The organism is Methylosinus sp. PW1 (genome assembly GCF_000745215.1).
Classification (GTDB): Bacteria; Pseudomonadota; Alphaproteobacteria; order Rhizobiales; family Beijerinckiaceae; genus Methylosinus.
Window position 1 is genome coordinate 1,961,099 of record NZ_JQNK01000009.1, and the last position, 20,247, is coordinate 1,981,345.

Sequence of the window (20,247 nt, forward strand, 5' to 3'; positions counted from 1 at the left end):
TATTGCCTATCGGCGTCATATGCTTACGTGACGACCGCGTTCCGTCGGCGCGCCATTGCACGCTCGCATCTTCGTGGCTCGAGGGGGACTTTAGGCGACTATATCCATTAAGTCTACAAAGAAGATCGACTTCTCTTCGAAAAAAGCAGCGTTTCGCAGGTCGTCGCGCGCATGGCGTGGCGCGCGCCGAGGCGCCTTACGCGAAATTCCGAAGCGATTGGAAGATCAGATCTCGTAGCAGAGCGCGACCTCATCGGCGAGGTCGCGAACATGGGCGAGCGTGCAATTGTCGAGCACGCCGGACAGAGCCCGTTGGGCATCCTGCATCACCAGCCGGACGGCGCATTTTTCGACATCGACGCAATCGTCGCAGGGCTGGTAGCGCGTCTTGCTGGCGCAAGGGAGCGGCGCCAGCGGACCGTCGAGCGCGCGGATGATATTGCCGACGGTGATCGTCTCGGCCGGGCGGGCCAGCGTGTAGCCGCCGCCCTTGCCCATTTTGGAGCTGACATAGCCGAGATTGCGGAGCTCGCAGAGAATCGCGTCCAGAAATTTTTTGGGGATGCGCTGCGTCGTCGCGATCTCTTGCACCGGCACCGTTCGCCCCGGCTCGAAACGCGCGAGATAGCTCATGGCTTTGATGCCGTATTTGCCCTTTTTCGTCAGCATCTGGCCACCTCGTCTATAAAAACAGTAGACTATTAGTGGCGAGTCAGGAAGTCAATAAAGACGATAGACCTTTCGTCGAAACGTTCGGGAGAAGATCGGGACGATGCGCTGCGGCGTCACGAAAGAAGGTTTTTCTCGCCGCGCGAGCGCGACCCGATCGAATGGAACGTTCTATCGATCAGAATTCGCTCAGGGACTGGAATCGAGATGCGTGATCCGAGCCGATCGGATCGGATCACGCAACCAGGAACGATGAGCGGCGTCCTTTAGAAAAAGCCGGCGCGTCCGCTCTGCAGGCGCAGGAGCGCAGCGACCAGGGCATCGACATCGGCGCACGTATTATAGAAGGCCAGCGACGGCCGCACGGTCGCCTCGAGGCCGAAGCGGCGCAGAATCGGCTGCGCGCAATGATGGCCGGCGCGCACCGCTATGCCCTCGCGGTCCAGCGCCTTGCCGACCTCCTCGGTGCGCTGGCCGTCGAGCACGAAGGAGAGCACGCTCGCCTTCTCCGCCGCCGTGCCGATGAAGGTGAGGCCCGGCACCATGCGCATCTTCTCCGTCGCATAGACGAGGAGATCATGCTCATAGCGCGCGATCACCTCCATGCCGATGGATTCGACATAATCGAGCGCCGCGCCGAGGCCCACGGCGTCGGCGATATTGCCGGTGCCGGCCTCGAAACGCTCCGGCGGGCCTTGATAGATGGTCTTCTCGAAGGTGACGTCGGCGATCATATTGCCGCCGCCCTGCCAGGGCGGCATGTCGGCGAGCACGTCGTCCCTGCCATAGACGACGCCGATTCCCGTCGGGCCGAACACCTTATGGCCGGAGAAGACAAAGAAGTCGCAGCCGATCGACTGAACGTCCACGGGCATATGCGAGACCGATTGCGCTCCGTCGATGAGCACGCGTGCGCCATGGCGATGGGCCATGGCCGTGATCTCATGCACCGGCGTCACCGTGCCGAGCGCATTGGAGACCTGCGTCACCGAGACGATTCGCGTCTTGGGGTTCAGCAGCTTCTCATATTCCTCGAGGATGATCTGGCCGCGATCGTCCACCGGCGCGACGCGCAGACGCGCGCCTTTCTCGGCGCAGAGCTGCTGCCAGGGCACGATATTGGCGTGATGCTCGAGCCAGGAGACGACGATCTCGTCGCCCGCCTGCACATTGCGGCGACCCCAGGCCTGAGCGACGAGATTGATCGCCTCGGTCGCGCCGCGCACGAAGATGATGTCCTTGACCGAAGGCGCCTTCAGGAAGCGGCGAACCTTCTCGCGCGCGGCCTCATAGGCGTCGGTCGAGCGCGCCGCCAGCGCATGGGCGGCGCGATGAATGTTGGAATTCTCATATTCATAGAAGTGGGCGAGCCGGTCGATGACCGCCTGCGGCTTTTGCGTCGTCGCGGCGTTGTCGAGCCAGACCAGCTGCTTGCCATGCACCTGCTGCTGCAGAATGGGGAAGTCGCGCTTCACCGCATAGGGGTCGAAGGCCGCCCGGCTCGCCGGCGCGCTGGCGGCGAGTTGCGGCGCATAGCCCTGCGACTCTTGCGGAGCCGTCTTCGGCGCGGCGGGAACGGCGCCGGCGCGATCGAGAAAATAGAGCGAATCGGTCGCGGCGGGACCAGCGGCGCCGGGCGCGAAGCTGCGCTCCTGGCCGGAGATTTCCGGCATGGCGACATTGGGCGTCCCCAGCGCGAAAGCGTCCGACACGCGATGCGGATCGGCCTCCGAGGGGCCGGAATAGGCGAAGCTCTCCGGCGCAGCATCGGGGGCGGCGACGGCGGGCGCCGGCGCGACATCCGTATCATAGCGGTCGACGAGCGAGAGCGAGGTGACTGCGGGAACGGAGCCCGGCGCGACCGCGGGCGCGCGCTCGCGCAGGAAATAGAGATTGTCGGCCGGCGTGGCCTTCACGCCGCCCGGAGCGGCGTCCGCATCATAGCCGCCATAAGGCGCCGGCGCCTGCACCGGCGCGGCGCCGCCATATTGCGCCAGCGTGTTTGGAATGGCGGAATAATCGATCGCCGCCGCCGAAGGGCTTCCCGGCTCGAAGGCCCCGGCGGAAGCGCCCGGCTGCGGAACATCCGAGAGCCCATAGGGCGGGACCGCCGGCTGCAAGCCGACCGGCGCCGAGGGCGCGGAGAGATTGGGCGTCGGCGCGATGGAGGGAATCGTCGTCGGCGGAACGTCCGGCGGCCCCACGGGCGCCCGCGCCGGCGCATAGGGCGCGACGCTGGTGACGATGGAGGGGGCCGGCGCCTCGGGAAGAGTCGGCGGCACGATCGGCGCGCCGGGAGAGAGCGTCGCCGGCGATTCGCTGGGCGAGGCCTGGAAAAAAGCATTGGCGAGGCGGGCGATCATGGCCGGATCGGGAAAGGACGGCGCGCCATGGCGCGTCAGCGTCTCCTCGGAGGGCGCGTCCGGCGCGCTGGCGCCGAAGGCCGCGGAATTGGACGGCGCAGAAGACATGATCCTCGTTCCTCGTCTTGACGTATCTCCTTCCGCGCAGGGCGGAAGCGCCTACCCTCCCCTTTAAGGGGGAGGGTCGGACCGCCACAGGCGGTCCGGGGTGGGGTCGGCCCCGAGACTCGGGGAGCACCCCCTCCCGAGCGCCTGTGGCGCTCGACCTCCCCCTCCAGGGGGAGGTGGAAACGCCCTCTTCTCATTACTTAGACGTATTTGTCGCCGTAATCGTGGAACTTGCCCACCTCGACGCCCTCGAGCACGCCGAGCGCATCATGCGTCAGCACGGCGGCCGAGCAATAGAGCGAGATGAGATAGGAGGCGATGGCCTTGCGGTTGATGCCCATGAAGCGCACCGAAAGGCTCGGCGCCACCTCGCCGGGAATGCCCGGCTGGAACAGGCCGATCACGCCCTGCTTCTTCTCGCCCGTGCGCAGCAGCAGAATATTGGTCTTGCCGTTCTCGTCGATGAAGAGCTTGTCGCTCGGCACCAGGGGCAGGCCGCGCCAGGTGATGAAGGGCGAGCCGAACAAAGTGACGGTCGGCGGCGGCACGCCGCGACGGGTGCATTCGCGACCGAAGGCCGCGATGGCGCGCGGATGCGCGAGGAAGAAGGCCGGCTCCTTCCAGACCTTGGTGATGAGCTCGTCGAGATCGTCCGGCGTCGGCGCGCCCGTCCGCGTCCTGATTTTCATCGACGGATGGGCGTTGGCGAGCAAGCCGTATTCGGCGTTGTTGATGAGCTCGCTCTCCTGCTTCTCCTTGACCTTCTCCGTCAGCAGGCGGACCTGCTCCTGGATCTGATCGTAAGGATGGCTGTAGAGATCGGAGACGCGAGTCTGCACGTCGAGCACGGTCGTGACCGCATTCATCGAATATTCGCGCGGATGATCCTCGTAATCGACGAAGGTCTCCGGCAGATCGGCGTCGCGGTCGCGGGCCGGGCTGCAGGTCACGTCGGCGTCGGTGAGGGCGCCCTCTTCCTTGACGCGGTTCAGCCGGTAGATGCCGGCCTCGACGGGCGTCCAAGGCAGAAAGGACACGAGCCAGCGCGGCGTAATGCCCGACCACTGCGCTCTCGTCTTGGTCGCATTGGCGAGCTGGCGGGCCGCAGATTCGCTCAGCGTCCGCCGGACTTCTGGTTCCGTGGTCATGGGTTCATTCCTCGAACGATGCGCCCGGCGCCGGCGCGAGCCTCAGCTCGCGCGGACGCCGATGAACGTCGGCCGTCATCGAAAAAGCGCGGCGGGACGAATCCGAACCGCGAGCGATAACTACAGTCGTCCCCCATGCAAATCAATAGTATTCTGAATAGAAAATTTTACTACTTTCCAATACTTATCTTTTTATATTCACTTACTATACGTCTACAAGAACGATATAGTGTGTGAGCTTCGCCCTCATGCCTCGCCCGTCTCGGCCGCGGCATAGGACATTACGAGAAAGAAGCTCGCCGGCGTCTCGCCGAGATTGCGATAGCTATGCGGCACATCGGCGAGGAAATCGACGGCGTCGCCCGCGGCGAGCGTCACCGGCGGCTCGCGGCCGGCGATGATCTCGATCTCGCCCTGCGCGACGACCAGCGTCTCCTTCGCGCCGGGGGCATGGGCCTCGGCGCGCTCCTGATGCAGCGGCGCGATCGTCACCTCATAGAACTCCACGGGCCGGGCGCTGTCATAGGGAAACAAGGGCCGCGAGAGAAAATTGCCGTCCTGCGAGCCGATCAGCCGGGGGCTGGCCTTGCGCATGACGAGCACGCCGCTGCGTTCCTGCGAGGCGACGAGGCTGCCGAAGGGAACGCCGATCGCATTGGCGATGCGCCACAAATGGGCGATCGTCGGCGCCTTGGCCCCGGACTCGATCGACCGCAGCTCGTCCAGCTCGACGCCGCTCAGCTCGGCGAGCCGCTCGAGCGAGCGGCCCTTGCGGGCGATCAGCCGCTCGAGGCGCTGCGCCACCGTATCGGCGAGGCGCTCGGAGCCCTCGCTGCGGGGCGGCTCGGAGTCGGACGCACGCTGGAATCTACCCATCGACAACTCCTATTTTCTAAATATTTTTTAATCTGTCGCTTCGGCCGCGGTCAAGAATTATGACGGGCTCGCGGCTTTTCTTCGGCGAGCGCGACCTATTCGCCACACTGCGGATTTTTCGTTCTTTTCTTTGCATTTTAGGAGAATGCTCACTGCGCCCGGCGGCGTGTTCGCGACCGAGATCATCCCGTCCTCAGCGCTAGAGCGTGGCCTTGACGGCTAATTAATTCTATAACATTGATCGGCTTATCATCCCCGTCGGGGATGCAGAGCAGAATTTCCTCTTCCCCGGAGAGCCCATGCCGTCGAAACTCCTCGCCTCTTTCGTCGCTCTCGGCGCCATCGCCGCGACTGCGGCGCCCGCCAACGCCGAGCTGCTCACGCAGAAGATCCTGCCGACCCCGACCGCGCTCGCCATCGCGCAGACCGCCTATGACGTCTGCTATCAGCAGGGCTATCGCATCTCGGTGACGGTCGTCGGCGACCAGGGCCAGATCCTCATCGCCATTCGCGGCGACGGCTCCTCGCCGCATACTTTCGAGAACAGCCATCGTAAGGCTTACACATCGCGCACCTTCCGCACGCCCTCCGGCGAGTTCGCGCAGCGCGTGAAGGACAATCCGACGCTGAGCGCCGTGCATCTCGCCAATGTGATCGCGGCGCAGGGCGCTCTGCCGATCAAGGCGGGCGATGTGGTGATAGGCGCCGTCGGCGTCTCCGGCGCGCCTGGCGGCGACAAGGACGAAGCCTGCGCCAAGGCCGGCATCGAAAAGGTCGCCGATCAGCTCAAATAGAGCAACAGATCGGAGAGCCGCTCGGCCGAGCGGCTCTCTCGCCTCGAGAGCGCTTTCCGTTCGATCGGAAAGCGCTCGATCAATCCACCGGCAGACGCAGACGAATCTCGTCGACGAAAGCCGCGAGACAGCGCTTCACCGTGTCGAATTGCGAGGTGGTGGGCGCCATCGCTATGCCATGCACGCCGAACTCCTCGTTCAGACTGTTCACCTGGTCCGCGACCTCCTTGAAGCTGCCGACCAGCGACATGGACAAAAGCGCCTGCGGATCGAGCGCCGCCTCGCCCTCGGCGCGCGCGGCGTTGGCTTTGGCGCAGAAATCCTCGAGATAGGGGGTCGCGATCGACACCGCCTCGGCGCGTTCCTGTGTCGCAAAGCCGAAGCGCGCGAGCACCAGACGCGGGTCGCCATCGGGCGCCTCGTCTTTGTAGACGCCGAGAATGCGATGCAGCTCGTCATTCGTGCAGGTCGCCGACGCCATGAGCCCATAGCCCTTGCGCGCAGCGAGGCGGATCGTGCTCTCCGTCGTCGTCGCGATCCAGGTCGGAACCTTCTGCTCCGGCCGCGGCGAGAGGCCCAGCTTCTCCACCTGGAAATATTTGCCCTTATGCGTGACCTCGCCCTCCAGCAGCAGGCGCTCGACGAGCTCCAGCGCCTCCAGGCCACGCTCGTTGGCGTCTTCCGGCGCGACGCCGAAATTGACCGTCTGCTTGGGAAAATCGGCGCCGCTGGCGACGCCGAAGCTGAACCGGCCCTTGGTCAAGAGATCGATGCTGGCGACATCTTCGGCGAGCTGGATCGGATCGCGCAGCGCCGGCAGAAAGGACGCCGAGCCGATGCGCGCCCGCATGGTGACGCCTGCCGCATAGCCGAGCATGACAGAGTTGGCGCCGCTCGGAAAATAATCGTCGAAATGACGTTCGGCGAACCAGATATCGTCGAAGCGCATGCGCTCGGCCTCGCGCACCAATATGAGCTGGCGCGTCAATGCGCGGCCCGCCTCCAAGGTCGGATTGTCGAACAGGCACAGGTAACCAAAACGCGGATTCATCGCGCCGCTCCAGCTGGCCCGGCCACGCGCCGGGGAAATTGAAGGTAAGTCCTGCAACAACCGAGCCGCCCGTGTGAAAACCTCGATTTTTATGCGCAGAACTGCGAGATTCCGCCGCGCGAGCCGTTTCGCCCACGCCTTCGACGCGAAGCCCGCGTCGGAAATGCGACAACGCCCGGGACGACGCCCACGATGACGCCTGCTCGAGCCTGCGCCTCTTGTAACCTTTTCACAGCGCAACCATAATCGCGCCCCGATCAGGGGCTGCGCGCTTTCGCGCGAACGCCATTCGCTGAGAAGGGGTCTCCTCGTGGTGCAAGACACGACGACCGGCGCATCCGCGCCGACGCGCAATTTTTTCGCCCGCAAGAGCGTCGACGAAATCATCGCTGAAAATCACCTCGAGGAAGGCGGCAATTTTGCGCGCGCGCTGGGGCCGGTCTCGCTCACCGCGCTCGGCATAGGCGGCATCATCGGCGCCGGCATTTTCGTGCTCACCGGCACGGTCGCGGCGAAATTCGCCGGGCCGGGCGTCGTCATCTCCTTTGCGCTCGCCGGACTCGTCTGCGCTTTCGTGGCGCTCTGCTATTCGGAGCTCGCCGCGCTCATTCCCGTCTCGGGCAGCGCCTACACCTATACTTACGCCACGCTCGGCGAGATCTTCGCCTGGATCATCGGCTGGGATCTGGTGCTGGAATATGGGCTCGGCGCCGCGACGGTGGCGGTCGGCTGGGCGGGCTATTTCAACCGCGTGCTGCATGGAATCGGCATAGATTTGCCGCCACAATGGACGACGGCCTATTTCTCGGAAGCCGGTCATGTCGGCGCCGCGGCCGGCCATGGATTCTTCAACCTGCCGGCGGCTCTGGTGATATTGGCGCTCTCTCTGCTCTTGGCGCGCGGCACGCACGAATCTTCCATGTTCAATAATTTCATCGTCTTCGTGAAGCTCGGCGTGGTGCTGATCGTCATCTTCTTCGGCGTCTCCTATATCGACACGGCGCATTGGACGCCTTTCGTGCCCGAGAACACCGGAGAATTCGGCCATTTCGGCTGGAGCGGCGTGCTGCGCGGCGCTTCCGTCGTGTTCTTCTCCTATATCGGCTTCGACGCCGTCTCGACCGCGGCGCAGGAGGCGAAGCTCCCGCAGCGCGACGTGCCGATCGGCATCATCGGCTCGCTGGCCATCTGCACCGTGCTGTTCGTCGGCGTCGCCGGCGTGGCGACGGGCGTCGTCTCCTACACGGCGCTCAATGTGCCGGACCCGATCGCCGTGGCGATGGACGCCACCGGCGCCTCCTGGATGGCCTGGACCGTCAAGATCGGCGCGCTCGCCGGCCTCACCACCGTCATTCTGGCGCTGCTCTTCGGCCAGACGCGCGTCTTCTACTCCATGGCGCATGACGGCATGCTGCCGCCCGTCTTCGCCAGGCTGCATCCGGTCTATAAAACGCCGGCGATCAGCCAGATCGTCGTCGGCGTGCTGGTGGCGATCGCCGCCGGCCTGTTCCCCATAGAGATTCTCGACGAGATGGTGTCGATCGGCACGCTCTCCGCTTTTGCGCTCGTCTGCGGCGCCGTGCTCTATTTGCGTCGCAAGAACCCGGAGCTGCATCGCCCCTTCCGCGCGCCGGGCATTCCATGGGTGCCGTTTTGCGGCATTTTCTCCTGCCTCGCGCTGATGGGCGCGCTGCCGATCGAAACCTGGATCCGCCTCTTCGTCTGGATGGCGGCCGGGCTCGCGCTCTATTATTTCTACGGCAGCCTGCGCACCCGCCGCAGGTGAGGCGTTGAGCGCGCCGGCCATAATCTGGTTTCGGCGCGACCTTCGGCTCACCGATAATCGCGCCCTGAGCGCCGCCGTCGCCTCCGGCGCGCCGCTGATCCCCGCCTTTATTCTGGACGAGGAAGAAGGCGGCGAATGGCGGCTCGGCGGCGCCGCGCGCTGGTGGCTGCACGAGAGCCTCGCCGCCCTCTCGCGCGATCTCGAAAAGCGTGCCGCGCCGCTGACGCTGCGGCGCGGCGACGCGCAGGCGGAATTGCTGCGCCTCGCCGCGGAGACCGGCGCCGCCGCCGTCTATTGCAACCGCATCTATGAGCCCTGGGCGACAAAGCGCGACGCGGAGCTAGAGGCGCAGCTGCGCGAGCGCGGCGTCACGACGCAAAGCTTCGCCGGCGCGCTGCTCGCCGAGCCCGGCTCGGTCTGCAATGCGCAAGGGCAGCCCTTCCGCGTTTTCACGCCCTTCTGGCGCGCGCTCGCCGAGCTTCTGCAGCCGGCGCCGCCTCTGCCCGCACCAAAGAAGCTCCGCGCCGCGCCCGCCCCCGCGAGCGATCGGCTCGACGATTGGCGGCTGCAGCCGAAGGCGCCGGATTGGGCGCAAGGCCTGCGCGAGAGCTGGCGGCCGGGCGAGGCCGGAGCGCAGCGGCGCCTCGCCGATTTTCTGCGCGACGGCATAGGCGCCTATGCTCTGCTGCGGGATTTTCCCGCGAAGGACGGCGCCTCGCGCCTCTCGCCGCATCTCCATTGGGGCGAGATTTCGCCGATGCAGATTTGGAGCGCGACCGCCGCCGCTCCGCGAGAAGGCCGCCTCGCCTTTCTGCGCGAGCTCGGCTGGCGGGAATTTTGGCGCCATCTGCTCGCCGCCCATCCCGATATGCCGGAGGCGCCGCTCGATAAATCCTTCGCGCGCTTCCCCTGGGCGAATGACGCAGGCGCCCTCGAAGCCTGGAAGAAGGGCGAGACCGGCTATCCGCTGGTCGACGCCGCAATGCGCCAGCTGTGGCGGACCGGCTTCATGCATAATCGCCTGCGCATGGTGGCCGCCTCATTTCTGGTGAAGCATCTCCTGCTGCCCTGGCGGGAGGGCGAACGCTGGTTCTGGGACACGCTGGTCGACGCCGATCTCGCCAATAATTCCGGCAATTGGCAATGGGTCGCCGGCTGCGGCGCCGACGCCGCGCCATATTTCCGCATCTTCAATCCCGTGCTGCAGGGTGAGAAATTCGATCCCGATGGCGCCTTTGTCCGCCGCTTCGTCCCCGAGCTGGCGCGGCTCGAGGCGAAATATATTCACAAGCCCTGGGCCGCGCCGGAGCGCGCGCTGCGCGAAGCGGGGATTGCTCTCGGCGAGACCTATCCGCGCCCCATCGTCGATCACGCCGCCGCGCGGCAAAGAGCGCTCGAAGCTTACGCTTCTGCGCGCGCCGGGTGAGGCGGGAAATTCTATCTCCCTTCCCTCTCAGTCGGATTCCCTCTAAACAGCCGGGCCATGATCTGGCTTATCTTCGCTCTACTGACCGGCGCCGCAGTCATGAGCGTGCTGTGGCCGCTCGCCCGCAAAAACGGCGTCGCCGACGCCGCCGCCACCGACATCGCCTTTTTCGAGGAGCAGATCGCCGAGATCGCGCGCGAGAGCGCCGAGGGGCGCCTGTCCGCCGCCGACGCCGAGACCGCGCGGACTGAGGCGGCCCGCCGCCTGCTGCGCGCCCGCGGCGCGAGCGCCGGCGCCGCCGCGTCTTCCCGACGCAACGCCATTGTCGCGGCGGCGAGCGCGATCATTCTGATCCCCGCTCTCGCTCTGCCGCTCTATGGCAAGCTCGGCCGTCCCGATCTGCCGGACGCCTCGCTCGAGGCGCGGCTCGAGGCCAAGCCCGGCCACACCGACATAGCGACCGCCGTTGCGCGCATAGAGGCGCATCTCGCCGAGCATCCCGAGGATGGCCGCGGCTATGAGGTGATCGCGCCCTTCTATATGCGCAATGGCCGCGCGGCGGACGCCGCCGACGCCTATGAGAAGGCGCTGCGCCTGCTGGGGCCGACGCCGCATCGCCACAATGCGCTCGGCGAAGCGCGCGTGCTGGCCTCGGAAGGCCGCGTGACGCCGCAGGCCATGCGCGAGTTCGAGGCGGCGCTCGCGCTCGATCCGCAATCCGCCATGGCGCGCTTCTACCTCGGCCTCGAGGCGGCGCAGACCGGCGCGCGCGAGAAGGCCGAAGACGTCTGGACGAAGCTCCTCGCCGACGGCCCGTCCGACGCCCCCTGGCGTCCGCGCGTCGAAACGCTGCTGGCGCAATTGCGCGGCGCGCCCGCGCCCGAATCCGCGCCGGCGAGCGAGGAAGGCGCGAAGATCGCCGCAATGCCCGAGGGGCAGCGAATGGACGCCATTCGCACAATGGTCGAGCGGCTGCGCGGCAAGCTCGAGCAGGACGGCGCCGATGTCGAGGGCTGGCTGCGGCTCATCCGCGCCTATAGCGTGCTGGCCGAGACCGAAAAGGCCAAGACCGCGCTCGACGGCGCCCACAAGGCGCTGGCGCAGGACAAGGATGGTCTCGCCCGCGTCGATGCGCTGGCGCGCGAATTGGGCGTTGGAGGTTGACATGACTCGCAAGGGCAAGAGGCTCGCGCTCATCTCCGGCGCGCTCGCGGTTCTCGCTATCGCCGTCGGGCTGGCGCTGTTCGCACTGCGCGACAATATCGTGTTCTTCTATTCGCCCGCAGAGCTCGCGCAAAAGCATGTCGCGCCGGGGACCAGGCTGCGCATCGGCGGGCTGGTGAAGGAAGGCTCAGTGCAGCGCGGCGACGACCGCAATGTCGTTTTCACCGTCACCGACAGAACGGCGGACCTCGGCGTCGCCTATAAGGGCCTGCTTCCGGATTTGTTCCGCGAGGGACAGGGCGTCGTCGTCGATGGAACGCTCGGCGCCGACGGCGCCTTTCGCGCCGACAGCGTGCTGGCCAAGCACGATGAGCGCTACATGCCGCGCGAAGTCGCCGACTCGCTGAAGAAGCAGGGCGTGTGGCAGGGCGAAGGGACGAAGAAATGACGCGGCTCGCTCTCCTTCACACCCAACGCGCGGAGGCGATATGATCGTCGAGACCGGCCATTTCGCGCTCGTTCTGGCGCTGGCTCTCGCGCTGGCGCAGGCCATTCTTCCCTTCGTCGGCGCGCGGCTGCGCGATGTCGCGCTGATGCGCGTCGCGCGCCCCGTGGCGGTGGCGCAATTTCTCCTCGTCGCCACTGCCTATGGCGCGCTCACCTATGCGCATGTCGTCTCGGATTTCTCGCTCGTCAATGTGATCGAGAATTCCCACTCCTTGAAGCCGATGATCTATAAAATCTCCGGCGTGTGGGGAAATCACGAAGGCTCCATGCTGCTGTGGGTGCTCGTGCTCTCCTCCTGCGGCGCGGCCATCGCATTGCTCTCGCGCGCCATGCCGGATTTGCTGCGCGCCGACACGCTCGCCGTGCAGGGATTGATGGGCGCGGCCTTTCTCGCCTTCATCCTGCTGACCTCCAATCCTTTCGCGCGCGTCGCCGATCCGCCCTGGCAGGGGCGCGACCTCAACCCCATTCTGCAAGACCCCGGCCTCGCCATTCATCCGCCGCTGCTCTATCTCGGCTATGTCGGCTTCTCGATCGTCTTTTCCTTCGCCGCTGCGGCGCTGATCGGCGGACGCATAGACGCCGCCTGGGCGCGCTTCGTGCGGCCGTGGACGCTCGCCGCCTGGATATTCCTGACGCTCGGCATCGCGATGGGCTCGTATTGGGCCTATTACACTTTGGGCTGGGGCGGCTTCTGGTTCTGGGATCCGGTCGAGAACGCCTCGCTCATGCCCTGGCTCGCCGGCACGGCGCTGCTGCATTGCGCCGCTGTGATGGAGAAGCGCGAGGCGCTGAAGGTCTGGACGATCTTCCTCTCCATTCTGGCCTTCTCGCTGTCGCTGCTCGGCACTTTCCTGGTGCGCTCCGGCGTGCTCACCTCGGTGCACGCCTTCGCCAGCGATCCCGAGCGCGGCGTGTTCATTCTCGCCATCCTCGTCGCCTTCATCGGCGGCGCGCTGGCGCTCTTCGCCTTTCGCGCCAGCGCTCTGCCGACGGGCGGCCTCTTCGCGCCGATCTCGCGCGAGGGCGCGCTGGTCGTCAATAATCTGCTGCTGACCGTCGCCTGCGCGACGGTCGTCATCGGCACGCTCTATCCGCTGGCGCTGGAGGCGCTGACCGGCGACAAAATCTCCGTCGGCGCGCCTTTCTTCGACACGGTGCTGATCCCGATCGCCCTGCCGCTCGTGCTGCTGATGCCGATCGGCCAAATGCTCGCCTGGAAGCGCGGCGATCTCGCCGCCGCGCTGCAACGTCTGCGCGCGGCCTTTGCGGCAGGCGTCGCGGCGCTCGCGGCTTTCGGCGCGCTCTATGGCGCGCCGGTTCTCTCCATCGTCAGCGCCGGCCTCGCCGTCTATCTCGTCGTCGGCGCGTTTTCGGACATTGCGCAACGCGCCGCGCAAGGCAACGCGCTCGCGCGATTGAAAGGCCTGCCGCTTTCGGCCTGGGGAACCTCGATCGCCCATGCGGGAATGGGCCTGTCGCTGCTCGGCCTCGCCGCGACCGGCTGGGGCGTCGAGCAGATCGTCGCCATGAAGCCCGGCGTCGCCCAAGAGGTCGGCCCCTATCAGATCGTGATCGAGGACATCGCCTCGCGCGCCGGCCCCAATTATGCGGAAACCTACGCCGTGATGGCGCTGCGCAAGGGCGGCGAGACGATCGCGCATATAGAGCCGGCGAAGCGCTTCTATCAGGCGCGGCGCATGGCGCGCACGGAAGCGGGCATCGTCACGCTCGGCCTCGGCCAGGTCTATGCCGCGCTCGGCGAGCAGCATGAGGACGGCACGCTGGACGCGCGGCTCTATTACAAGCCGCTGGTGCTGCTGATCTGGCTCGGCGCGGTGGTGATGGCGCTCGGCGGCGGATTGTCGCTCGCCGATCGGCGCCTGCGCATCGGCGTCGCCAGCCGCGCCCGCACGGCTGCGCAGCCACAGGCGGCGGAGTGATGGGAATTTTGTCGAATCTCGGAGAGCGCCCCTTCTCCCGCTCGCGGGAGAAGGTGTCGCGCGAATGCGCGACGGATGAGGGTCCCACGAGCCCTCACCCGACCCTGCTTCGCAGGGCCACCCTCTCCCGCAAGCGGGAGAGGGGAGACGCGCGCATTGTTTCGGCCTTGCTTTTGAGCATTGCGCTGCTCACTCCCACTCTCGCCGTCGAACCGAGCGAAAAGCTCGCCGATCCCAAGCTCGAGGCCCGCGCGCGCGCCATCGCGACCGAATTGCGCTGCCTCGTCTGCCAGAATCAATCGATCGACGATTCCGACGCGCCGCTCGCCAAGGACCTGCGCGTCATCGTGCGCGAGCGGCTGCAGGACGGCGCGAGCGACGCCGAGGTGCGCGATTATGTGGTGGCGCGCTACGGCGATTTCGTGCTGCTACGCCCGCCAGTGAAGCGAGAGACGCTGCTGCTGTGGGCCGCTCCGGCGCTGGCGCTGATCGGCGGCGTCTGGGCGATCTTCGCGGCCACGCGCCGCAACCGCCGCGCCGGCGCCGCCGCCCTCACCGCGGAAGAGCGCGCGCAATTGCAGGCGCTGGGCGTGGAGCCCCCTCCCTCACCCTCCCCCGCTAACGCGGGAGAGGGAAGCGGCAGAGGCAGCGCGAACCCTTCATGAAGCGCCGAGTCCGCCCCCTCTCCCGCGAAGCGGGGGAGGGCTGGGGAGGGGGCATGTCGCCGCCTCTCGAATCGCGCTAGACTCGCTGCATGGACAGACCGAGCTATTACGAATTCTTCGCCGGCGGCGGCATGGCGCGCGCCGGGTTAGGGGCCGGCTGGCGATGCCTCTTCGCCAATGATTTCGACCTGAAGAAATGCGAGAGCTATCGCGCCAATTGGGGGGACGAGGAGCTCTTCCCCGGCGACGTGCGCAAGGTGACGACTGCCAATCTGCCCGGTAGAGCCGATCTCGTCTGGGCGTCCTTCCCCTGTCAGGACCTCTCGCTCGCCGGCGCCGGCGCGGGGCTGAAGGGCGAGCGCTCGGGAACCTTCTGGCCGTTTTTCGAGATCGTCAAAGCGCTGCGCAAGGAGGGACGCCATCCGCCGCTGCTGGTGCTGGAGAATGTCTGCGGCGCGCTGACCTCGCATGGCGGAAAGGATTTCGAGGCGCTCTGCGCCGCGCTCGCCAGCGAGAACTATCGCTTCGGCGCGCTGGTGATCGACGCCGCGCTGTTCGTGCCGCAATCGCGGCCGCGCTTGTTCATCGTCGCGCTGCATGGCGATTTCAGCGCTCCCGCCGAGCTGACGACGGCGGAGCCTTCGCCGTTCTGGCATACGCGCGCGCTGCTCGCGGCGCAGGAGCGTCTGCCGCGCGCGCTGCGCGAGAAGTGGATCTGGTGGCGCCTCGCCGCGCCAGCCGCGCGCAACACGCGCCTCGCCGATCTCATCGACGACAGGCCGGAGGGCGTCGCCTGGCATGATCGCGAGGAGACGCAAGCGCTGCTCGCCAAAATGAGCGATCTCAATCGCGCCAAGGTGGAGGCGGCGAAACGCGCCGGGCGGCGCATGGTGGGAACGCTCTATCGGCGCACACGCTATGGCGCCGATGGCGAGAAAATTCAGCGCGCCGAGGCGCGTTTCGACGATATCGCCGGCTGCCTGCGCACGCCCGCCGGCGGCTCCAGCCGACAAATCGTGCTGATCGTCGAGAAGGGCCGCATGCGCTCGCGATTGATCTCCGCGCGCGAGACGGCGCGGCTGATGGGCCTGCCCGAGGATTACCAGCTGCCGCGCAATTACAACGAGGCCTATCACCTCACCGGCGACGGCGTCGTCGCGCCCGTGGCGCGCCATCTCGCCGCGCATATTCTCGAGCCGCTGCTCATCACGCTGCGCGGCCTCTCGAGAGCCGCCGCCTGACGGCCATGGCGGAAGACCCCGCCAAACGCTCCGCCATCATGCGCGCGGTCAAATCGCGCGACACTTCTCCCGAGAAAGTGGTGCGCGCGCTGCTGCGCGGCTTTGCGCCGCATTACCGGCTGCATCGCGAGGATGTGCCGGGCAATCCCGATATCGCCTATGTGGGGAGAAAGCGCGCCATATTCGTGCATGGCTGCTTCTGGCACGGACATGATTGCGCGCGCGGCGCGCGAACGCCGAAGACCAACGCCGATTATTGGCGCGCCAAGATCGCGCGCAATCGCGCGCGCGACATTGCGCATCAGGAAAAGCTCGCCAGCATCGGCTGGCGCGCGCTCATCGTGTGGGAATGCGAGCTGAAGGACCGCGCGGCGCTGGAAGCGAAGCTGCGAGAGTTTTTGGCGTGAGCCGTCATCGCGAGCGGAGCGAAGCGATCCAGGGGCCGCCTCACGGCTCTGGATTGCTTCGCCTTCGGCTCGCAATGACGAAGGTCAATCCTTCGCGCGCTCGACGTAAGAGCCGTCTTCCGTCTGGATGACGATGCGCGTGCCGGCCTGGATGTGCGGCGGCACCATCACGCGGGCGCCGTTGGAGGCGATGGCGGGCTTGTAGGAAGAGGAGGCCGTCTGGCCCTTCATCGCCGGCTCGGTCTCGGTGATCTCGAGCGTCACGCGGGCCGGGAGCTGGATTCCAACCGCCACGCCATTGAACAGCGACAGAATGCAGACCATGCCTTCCTGCAGCCATTGGGCCTGATCGCCGAGCACATCCTTGGGCACGATGACCTGGTCGTAGCTCGCGGTGTTCATGAAGGTGAAGCCATCGTCATCGCCGAAGAGATAGCTGAAGTCCTGATCCTCGACGAAGGCGCGCTCGACCTGCTCGGTGGTCTTGTAGCGGTCGGCGACCTTCACCCCGTCGGAGAGGCGGCGCATGTCGATCTGCGTCGTGGGCGTGCCCTTGCCGGGGAAGAAGCTCTCGGCCTTCAGAACGACATAGAGATGGCCGTCCTCCTTCTCGATGATATTGCCCTTGCGGATCGAGCTGGCGATGACTTTCACGTTGTTTATCCTCGATTGCTGGCCGCGTTCGGCCGGTCTATGAACGGCTCGGACCCTTTTCTGATCCGGTCGGATCAAAAAAGGGTCCGATTCGCATTGGAGCGATCAGATCGCTCGAAAAAAGGCTCGTCCGCGCCTCTCGCGCGGGACTCGGCCGCCGCCCTCGAACCCATGGATGGCTCGACGAATGACGCGAGTGTCGCCCTGGTGGGCCAGGGATGTTTACGCCGATCGCAAGCCATTTCTCAAGGCTCGCGCGCGGATCGCCGCCGCCCTGCGGCAGTTTTTCTCTACCCAAGGCTTCGCCGAGGTGGAGACGGCGGCCCTTCAGCTCTCGCCGGGCAATGAGACGCATATATCGGCTTTCGGCGTCGATCTCGTCTCCGACGCGGGTGAGGCGAGCCGGCTCTATCTCCATACGTCGCCGGAGTTTTCCTGCAAAAAGCTGCTGGCGGCGGGAGAGGAGCGCATCTTCACCTTCGCCCGCGTGTTCCGCAACCGCGAGCGCAGCGCCCTCCACCATCCCGAATTCACGATGCTGGAATGGTATAGGGCGCATGAGCCGCCGGAGCGGCTGATGGAGGATTGCGCCGGCCTGCTCGCCGCAACGGCCGAGGCGCTGGGCGTCGAGCGATTCGCCTATAGGGGCGCGAGCGTCGATCCTTATGAGGAGCCGGAGGCGATCTCCTGCCGCGAGGCCTTCGATCGCTACGCCGGCATGGACCTCGCCGCGCTGCTCGGCGACCGCGACGGCCTCGCCCGCGCCGCCGCGCTGGACGGGATCCGCGTCGCCGAGGACGATGATTGGTCCGACCTCTTCAGCAAGATTCTCTCCGAGAAAGTGGAGCCGCAGCTCGGCCGGGCGCGCGCGACGCTGCTCTGCGACTATCCGGCGAGCGAGGCGGCGCTGGCCCGGCCCAAGGCCGACGACCTGCGTTTCGCCGAGCGTTTCGAGCTCTTCGCCTGCGGGGTGGAGCTCGCCAATGGCTTCGGCGAGCTGACCGACCCGGCCGAGCAGCGCCGCCGTTTCGAAGAGCAGATGGAAAAGCGCGCCCGCATCTATGGCGACCGCTATCCGGTGGACGAAGATTTCCTCGAAGCGCTGGCCCATATGCCGCCGGCGAGCGGCATAGCGCTCGGCTTCGATCGGCTGGCGATGCTGGCCAGCGGGGCGGAGCGCATCGAGCAGGTTCTGTGGACGCCGGTGGCGGAAAAGGGGACGTAGCCGCCGCGCCTTTTGTGCTCGAGGCGCCGATCGATGGCGTGGAATGCGAGCAGCGCCGTCGCCAGCGCGAGGGCCAGCAGCGCCTCCGGCGCGCGGAGGCCAAAGATCGCATAGCCCATGATCATCGCCGGAAAATGGAAGAGATAGAGCGGATAGGAGAAGGCCCCGAGATAGGCCGCCGCGCCGCGTAGCCGCTGCGGAAAGGCGATCCTGCCGCGAAGGAGAAGCGCAGCGAGCGGCGCGAGAAAGGTGACGACGGCCAAGGGCTCCGGCGTCATCGGCCCGAAGCGCACCGCCGCCGCGCCGATGACGGCGAAGCCCAGCGTCGCGACGGACCGCTCCCGCCACAAAAGAAAGCCGAGCAGCCAACACCAGAGATAATCCAGCGCATTGGTCTCGAGCAGCGCCCGATAGGCGAGGCCGAAATCGGCGCCGCGCGGCAGCAGAAAGCAGAAGAGAGACAGAGCCATCAGCGCGAGCAGGCGCTTTTGATCGAGGCGCCGGAAGACGGGCGCGAGCAGATAATAGAAGACCTCTATCGCCAGCGACCACAGCGGCCCGTCGAATTGCAGAGGCCGCACGAAAAAAGCCTGCAAGAAAAACAGATTGCCGAGCGCGGCCGAATATTTCTCGCCCTCGATCGAGAAGCCGCCGATCTGGACATGGCCGTGAGTGGCGGCCTCGACCAGCAGCGACAGCGCCACCGCCCCGAGATAGAGCGGATAGATACGCAGCAAACGCCTCAGATAGAAGCCTTTTTCCTCGCGCTCAAGCGAGGCGGCGATGGAAAAGCCGGACATCAGCAGAAAGCCGAGCACCGCGGCCTTGCCGCCGAAATCGTCGAATGTCTCGACAAAGCCGCCGGAGGCCGCCGGATACCAGCTCAGATGCCCGGAAAGGACCACGAAGGCGAGGAAGAAGCGCAGCAGCGCCAGAATCTCCCATGGCGCGCTTTGGGTGGTGACGGGCATAGTCTTCCTGTCGGCGGCGGCGAGCCCGCTGCGAAATCCGTTGCCGCATGCGGTTATGCCACTATAAGCGGCCCGATGACCGAGGACAGCGCCCGTTATCGCCTGGAGCGGAGCGACGAGACGATTCTGGAGCCCCAGGGCTCCGGCGCGCCGCGCGCCGCGACCGCGACCTCCGTGGCCGATCTCGCCGCCGCCGGGCTGGTGGAGCCGGCGCGAGCGGCGGCGCTGGCGGCCGTCGAGGCGCGCTATAGCGTCGCCGTGACGCCGGAAATCGCCGCGCTGATCGACAGCGCTGATCCGGCGGACCCGATCGCGAGGCAATTTCTGCCCGACCTGCGCGAGCTGGAGACGCGCCCGGAGGAGCTGGCCGATCCGATCGGCGACGACGCCTTCAGCCCGGTGGAAGGGCTGGTGCATCGCTATCCCGATCGCGTGCTGCTGAAGCTGCTCTCGGTCTGCCCGGTCTATTGCCGCTTCTGCTTTCGCCGCGAGACCGTCGGTCTCGGCAAGGGCGCCATGCTCTCCGACGAGGCCGTGGACAAAGCGCTCGCCTATGTCGCGGAGCGGCCGCAGATTTTCGAGGTCATTCTGACCGGCGGCGATCCGCTGGCGCTCTCGGCCCGGCGGCTGCGCATGGTCGCCGAAAAGCTCGCCGCCATTCCGCATGTCGCCGTTCTGCGCATCCACACGCGCGCGCCGACCGCTGCGCCGCGCCTCGTCACGCAGGAGCGGCTGGCGGCGCTGAAGGCGAGCGGCAAGGCCGTCTATATGGTGCTGCACGTCAATCACGCCCGCGAGCTGTCGACCGCGGCGCGGGAGGCGGTCGCCGACATTCAACGGGCGGGGATTTCGACTCTGGCGCAGACCGTTCTGCTCGCCGGCGTCAACGATTCCGCCGACACGCTCGAGCAGCTGATGCGCGCTCTGGTGACGGCGCAGATCAAGCCCTACTATCTCCACCATCCCGATCTCGCGCCGGGCACCGGCCATTTTCGCCTCCCGCTGGAGCGCGGACAGGCGCTTTATGCGGAGCTGGCGCGCCGGGTCTCCGGCGTCGCGCTTCCCTCTTACGTTCTCGACATTCCGGGCGGCTACGGTAAGGTTCCGCTTCAGCAATCCTACATCGAGCGCGACGTGGACGGCGGCTGGCTCGTCCGCGACCGCGCGGGAGAGCGAAGGCCCTATCCGGCGCAAGATCGCGACCGATAGCCGCCGCGCCGCTGGCGGCGTCGCCGCAAGATTGGCAAAT

At 66.5% G+C, this 20,247-nt stretch carries 17 protein-coding genes and 1 pseudogene; 11 read left to right on the forward strand and 7 right to left on the reverse strand.

The features are described 5' to 3' along the window. Positions 1–225: 225 nt before the first annotated feature. The 4 genes from K369_RS18960 to K369_RS18975 all read right to left on the reverse strand — a co-directional run bounded on the left by K369_RS18960 (position 226) and on the right by K369_RS18975 (position 5,164). Complete coding sequence (locus tag K369_RS18960; protein WP_024881605.1) at positions 226–669, reverse strand: Rrf2 family transcriptional regulator; 444 nt, start codon at positions 667–669, stop codon at positions 226–228. Positions 670–935: 266 nt separating this feature from the next. Further along, positions 936–3,140, reverse strand: a complete 2,205-nt coding sequence (locus K369_RS18965; protein WP_036293301.1) for a family 2A encapsulin nanocompartment cargo protein cysteine desulfurase — start codon at positions 3,138–3,140, stop codon at positions 936–938. 200 nt (positions 3,141–3,340) lie between these two features. Then, complete coding sequence (locus tag K369_RS18970) at positions 3,341–4,288, reverse strand: family 2A encapsulin nanocompartment shell protein (RefSeq protein ID WP_018267496.1); 948 nt, start codon at positions 4,286–4,288, stop codon at positions 3,341–3,343. 246 nt (positions 4,289–4,534) lie between these two features. Then, entirely contained in the window at positions 4,535–5,164 is a 630-nt protein-coding gene (locus tag K369_RS18975; RefSeq protein WP_036293302.1) for a helix-turn-helix domain-containing protein, read from the reverse strand. A 299-nt stretch (positions 5,165–5,463) separates the two neighbouring features. Between K369_RS18975 and K369_RS18980 the strand changes: the two genes are divergently transcribed. After that, positions 5,464–5,958: a heme-binding protein gene (locus K369_RS18980; RefSeq protein ID WP_036293307.1), complete on the forward strand. Its 495-nt coding sequence runs from the start codon at positions 5,464–5,466 to the stop codon at positions 5,956–5,958. A gap of 79 nt (positions 5,959–6,037) precedes the next feature. Here K369_RS18980 and K369_RS18985 read toward each other — a convergent pair whose 3' ends face one another. Continuing rightward, positions 6,038–7,009, reverse strand: a complete 972-nt coding sequence (locus tag K369_RS18985; protein ID WP_051949408.1) for an LLM class flavin-dependent oxidoreductase — start codon at positions 7,007–7,009, stop codon at positions 6,038–6,040. A gap of 310 nt (positions 7,010–7,319) precedes the next feature. Here K369_RS18985 and K369_RS18990 point away from each other — a divergent pair, with 310 nt between their 5' ends. From K369_RS18990 to K369_RS19025, 8 genes are all read left to right on the forward strand, one after another. Then, positions 7,320–8,795: an amino acid permease gene (locus K369_RS18990; RefSeq protein WP_036293309.1), complete on the forward strand. Its 1,476-nt coding sequence runs from the start codon at positions 7,320–7,322 to the stop codon at positions 8,793–8,795. A 4-nt stretch (positions 8,796–8,799) separates the two neighbouring features. Further along, a complete protein-coding gene (locus K369_RS18995) occupies positions 8,800–10,221 on the forward strand; it encodes a deoxyribodipyrimidine photo-lyase (RefSeq protein WP_036293310.1) in 1,422 nt (473 codons plus the stop codon). Between the two features lie 57 nt (positions 10,222–10,278). Beyond that, positions 10,279–11,385, forward strand: a complete 1,107-nt coding sequence (ccmI, locus tag K369_RS19000) for a c-type cytochrome biogenesis protein CcmI (RefSeq protein ID WP_036293312.1) — start codon at positions 10,279–10,281, stop codon at positions 11,383–11,385. Position 11,386: 1 nt separating this feature from the next. Next, a complete protein-coding gene (ccmE, locus tag K369_RS19005; protein WP_036295868.1) occupies positions 11,387–11,833 on the forward strand; it encodes a cytochrome c maturation protein CcmE in 447 nt (148 codons plus the stop codon). 40 nt (positions 11,834–11,873) lie between these two features. Further along, entirely contained in the window at positions 11,874–13,835 is a 1,962-nt protein-coding gene (locus K369_RS19010; protein WP_036293313.1) for a heme lyase CcmF/NrfE family subunit, read from the forward strand. Positions 13,836–14,002: 167 nt separating this feature from the next. Next, positions 14,003–14,500 (forward strand): cytochrome c-type biogenesis protein, encoded by a 498-nt coding sequence (locus K369_RS19015; RefSeq protein ID WP_036295870.1) that lies wholly within the window; start codon positions 14,003–14,005, stop codon positions 14,498–14,500. Between the two features lie 89 nt (positions 14,501–14,589). Next, positions 14,590–15,741: a DNA cytosine methyltransferase gene (locus K369_RS19020; protein ID WP_036293315.1), complete on the forward strand. Its 1,152-nt coding sequence runs from the start codon at positions 14,590–14,592 to the stop codon at positions 15,739–15,741. Positions 15,742–15,746: 5 nt separating this feature from the next. Continuing rightward, positions 15,747–16,148 carry a very short patch repair endonuclease gene (locus tag K369_RS19025; protein WP_036293317.1) on the forward strand — a complete coding sequence of 134 codons (402 nt, stop codon included), beginning with the start codon at positions 15,747–15,749 and terminating at the stop codon, positions 16,146–16,148. Positions 16,149–16,232: 84 nt separating this feature from the next. Here K369_RS19025 and efp read toward each other — a convergent pair whose 3' ends face one another. Next, positions 16,233–16,802 (reverse strand): elongation factor P, encoded by a 570-nt coding sequence (gene efp / locus K369_RS19030; RefSeq protein WP_036293319.1) that lies wholly within the window; start codon positions 16,800–16,802, stop codon positions 16,233–16,235. Between the two features lie 187 nt (positions 16,803–16,989). Between efp and epmA the strand changes: the two genes are divergently transcribed. Further along, complete coding sequence (gene epmA, locus K369_RS25705) at positions 16,990–18,027, forward strand: EF-P lysine aminoacylase EpmA (protein ID WP_084570736.1); 1,038 nt, start codon at positions 16,990–16,992, stop codon at positions 18,025–18,027. 62 nt (positions 18,028–18,089) lie between these two features. On the opposite strand, the pseudogene K369_RS27780 reads toward epmA, so the two are convergent. Continuing rightward, positions 18,090–18,998, reverse strand: a pseudogene (locus K369_RS27780) (acyltransferase family protein); the annotation flags it as partial. Between the two features lie 75 nt (positions 18,999–19,073). Between K369_RS27780 and K369_RS19045 the strand changes: the two are divergent. Beyond that, positions 19,074–20,207: a lysine-2,3-aminomutase-like protein gene (locus K369_RS19045; protein WP_084570737.1), complete on the forward strand. Its 1,134-nt coding sequence runs from the start codon at positions 19,074–19,076 to the stop codon at positions 20,205–20,207. The last annotated feature ends 40 nt before the right edge of the window (positions 20,208–20,247 follow it).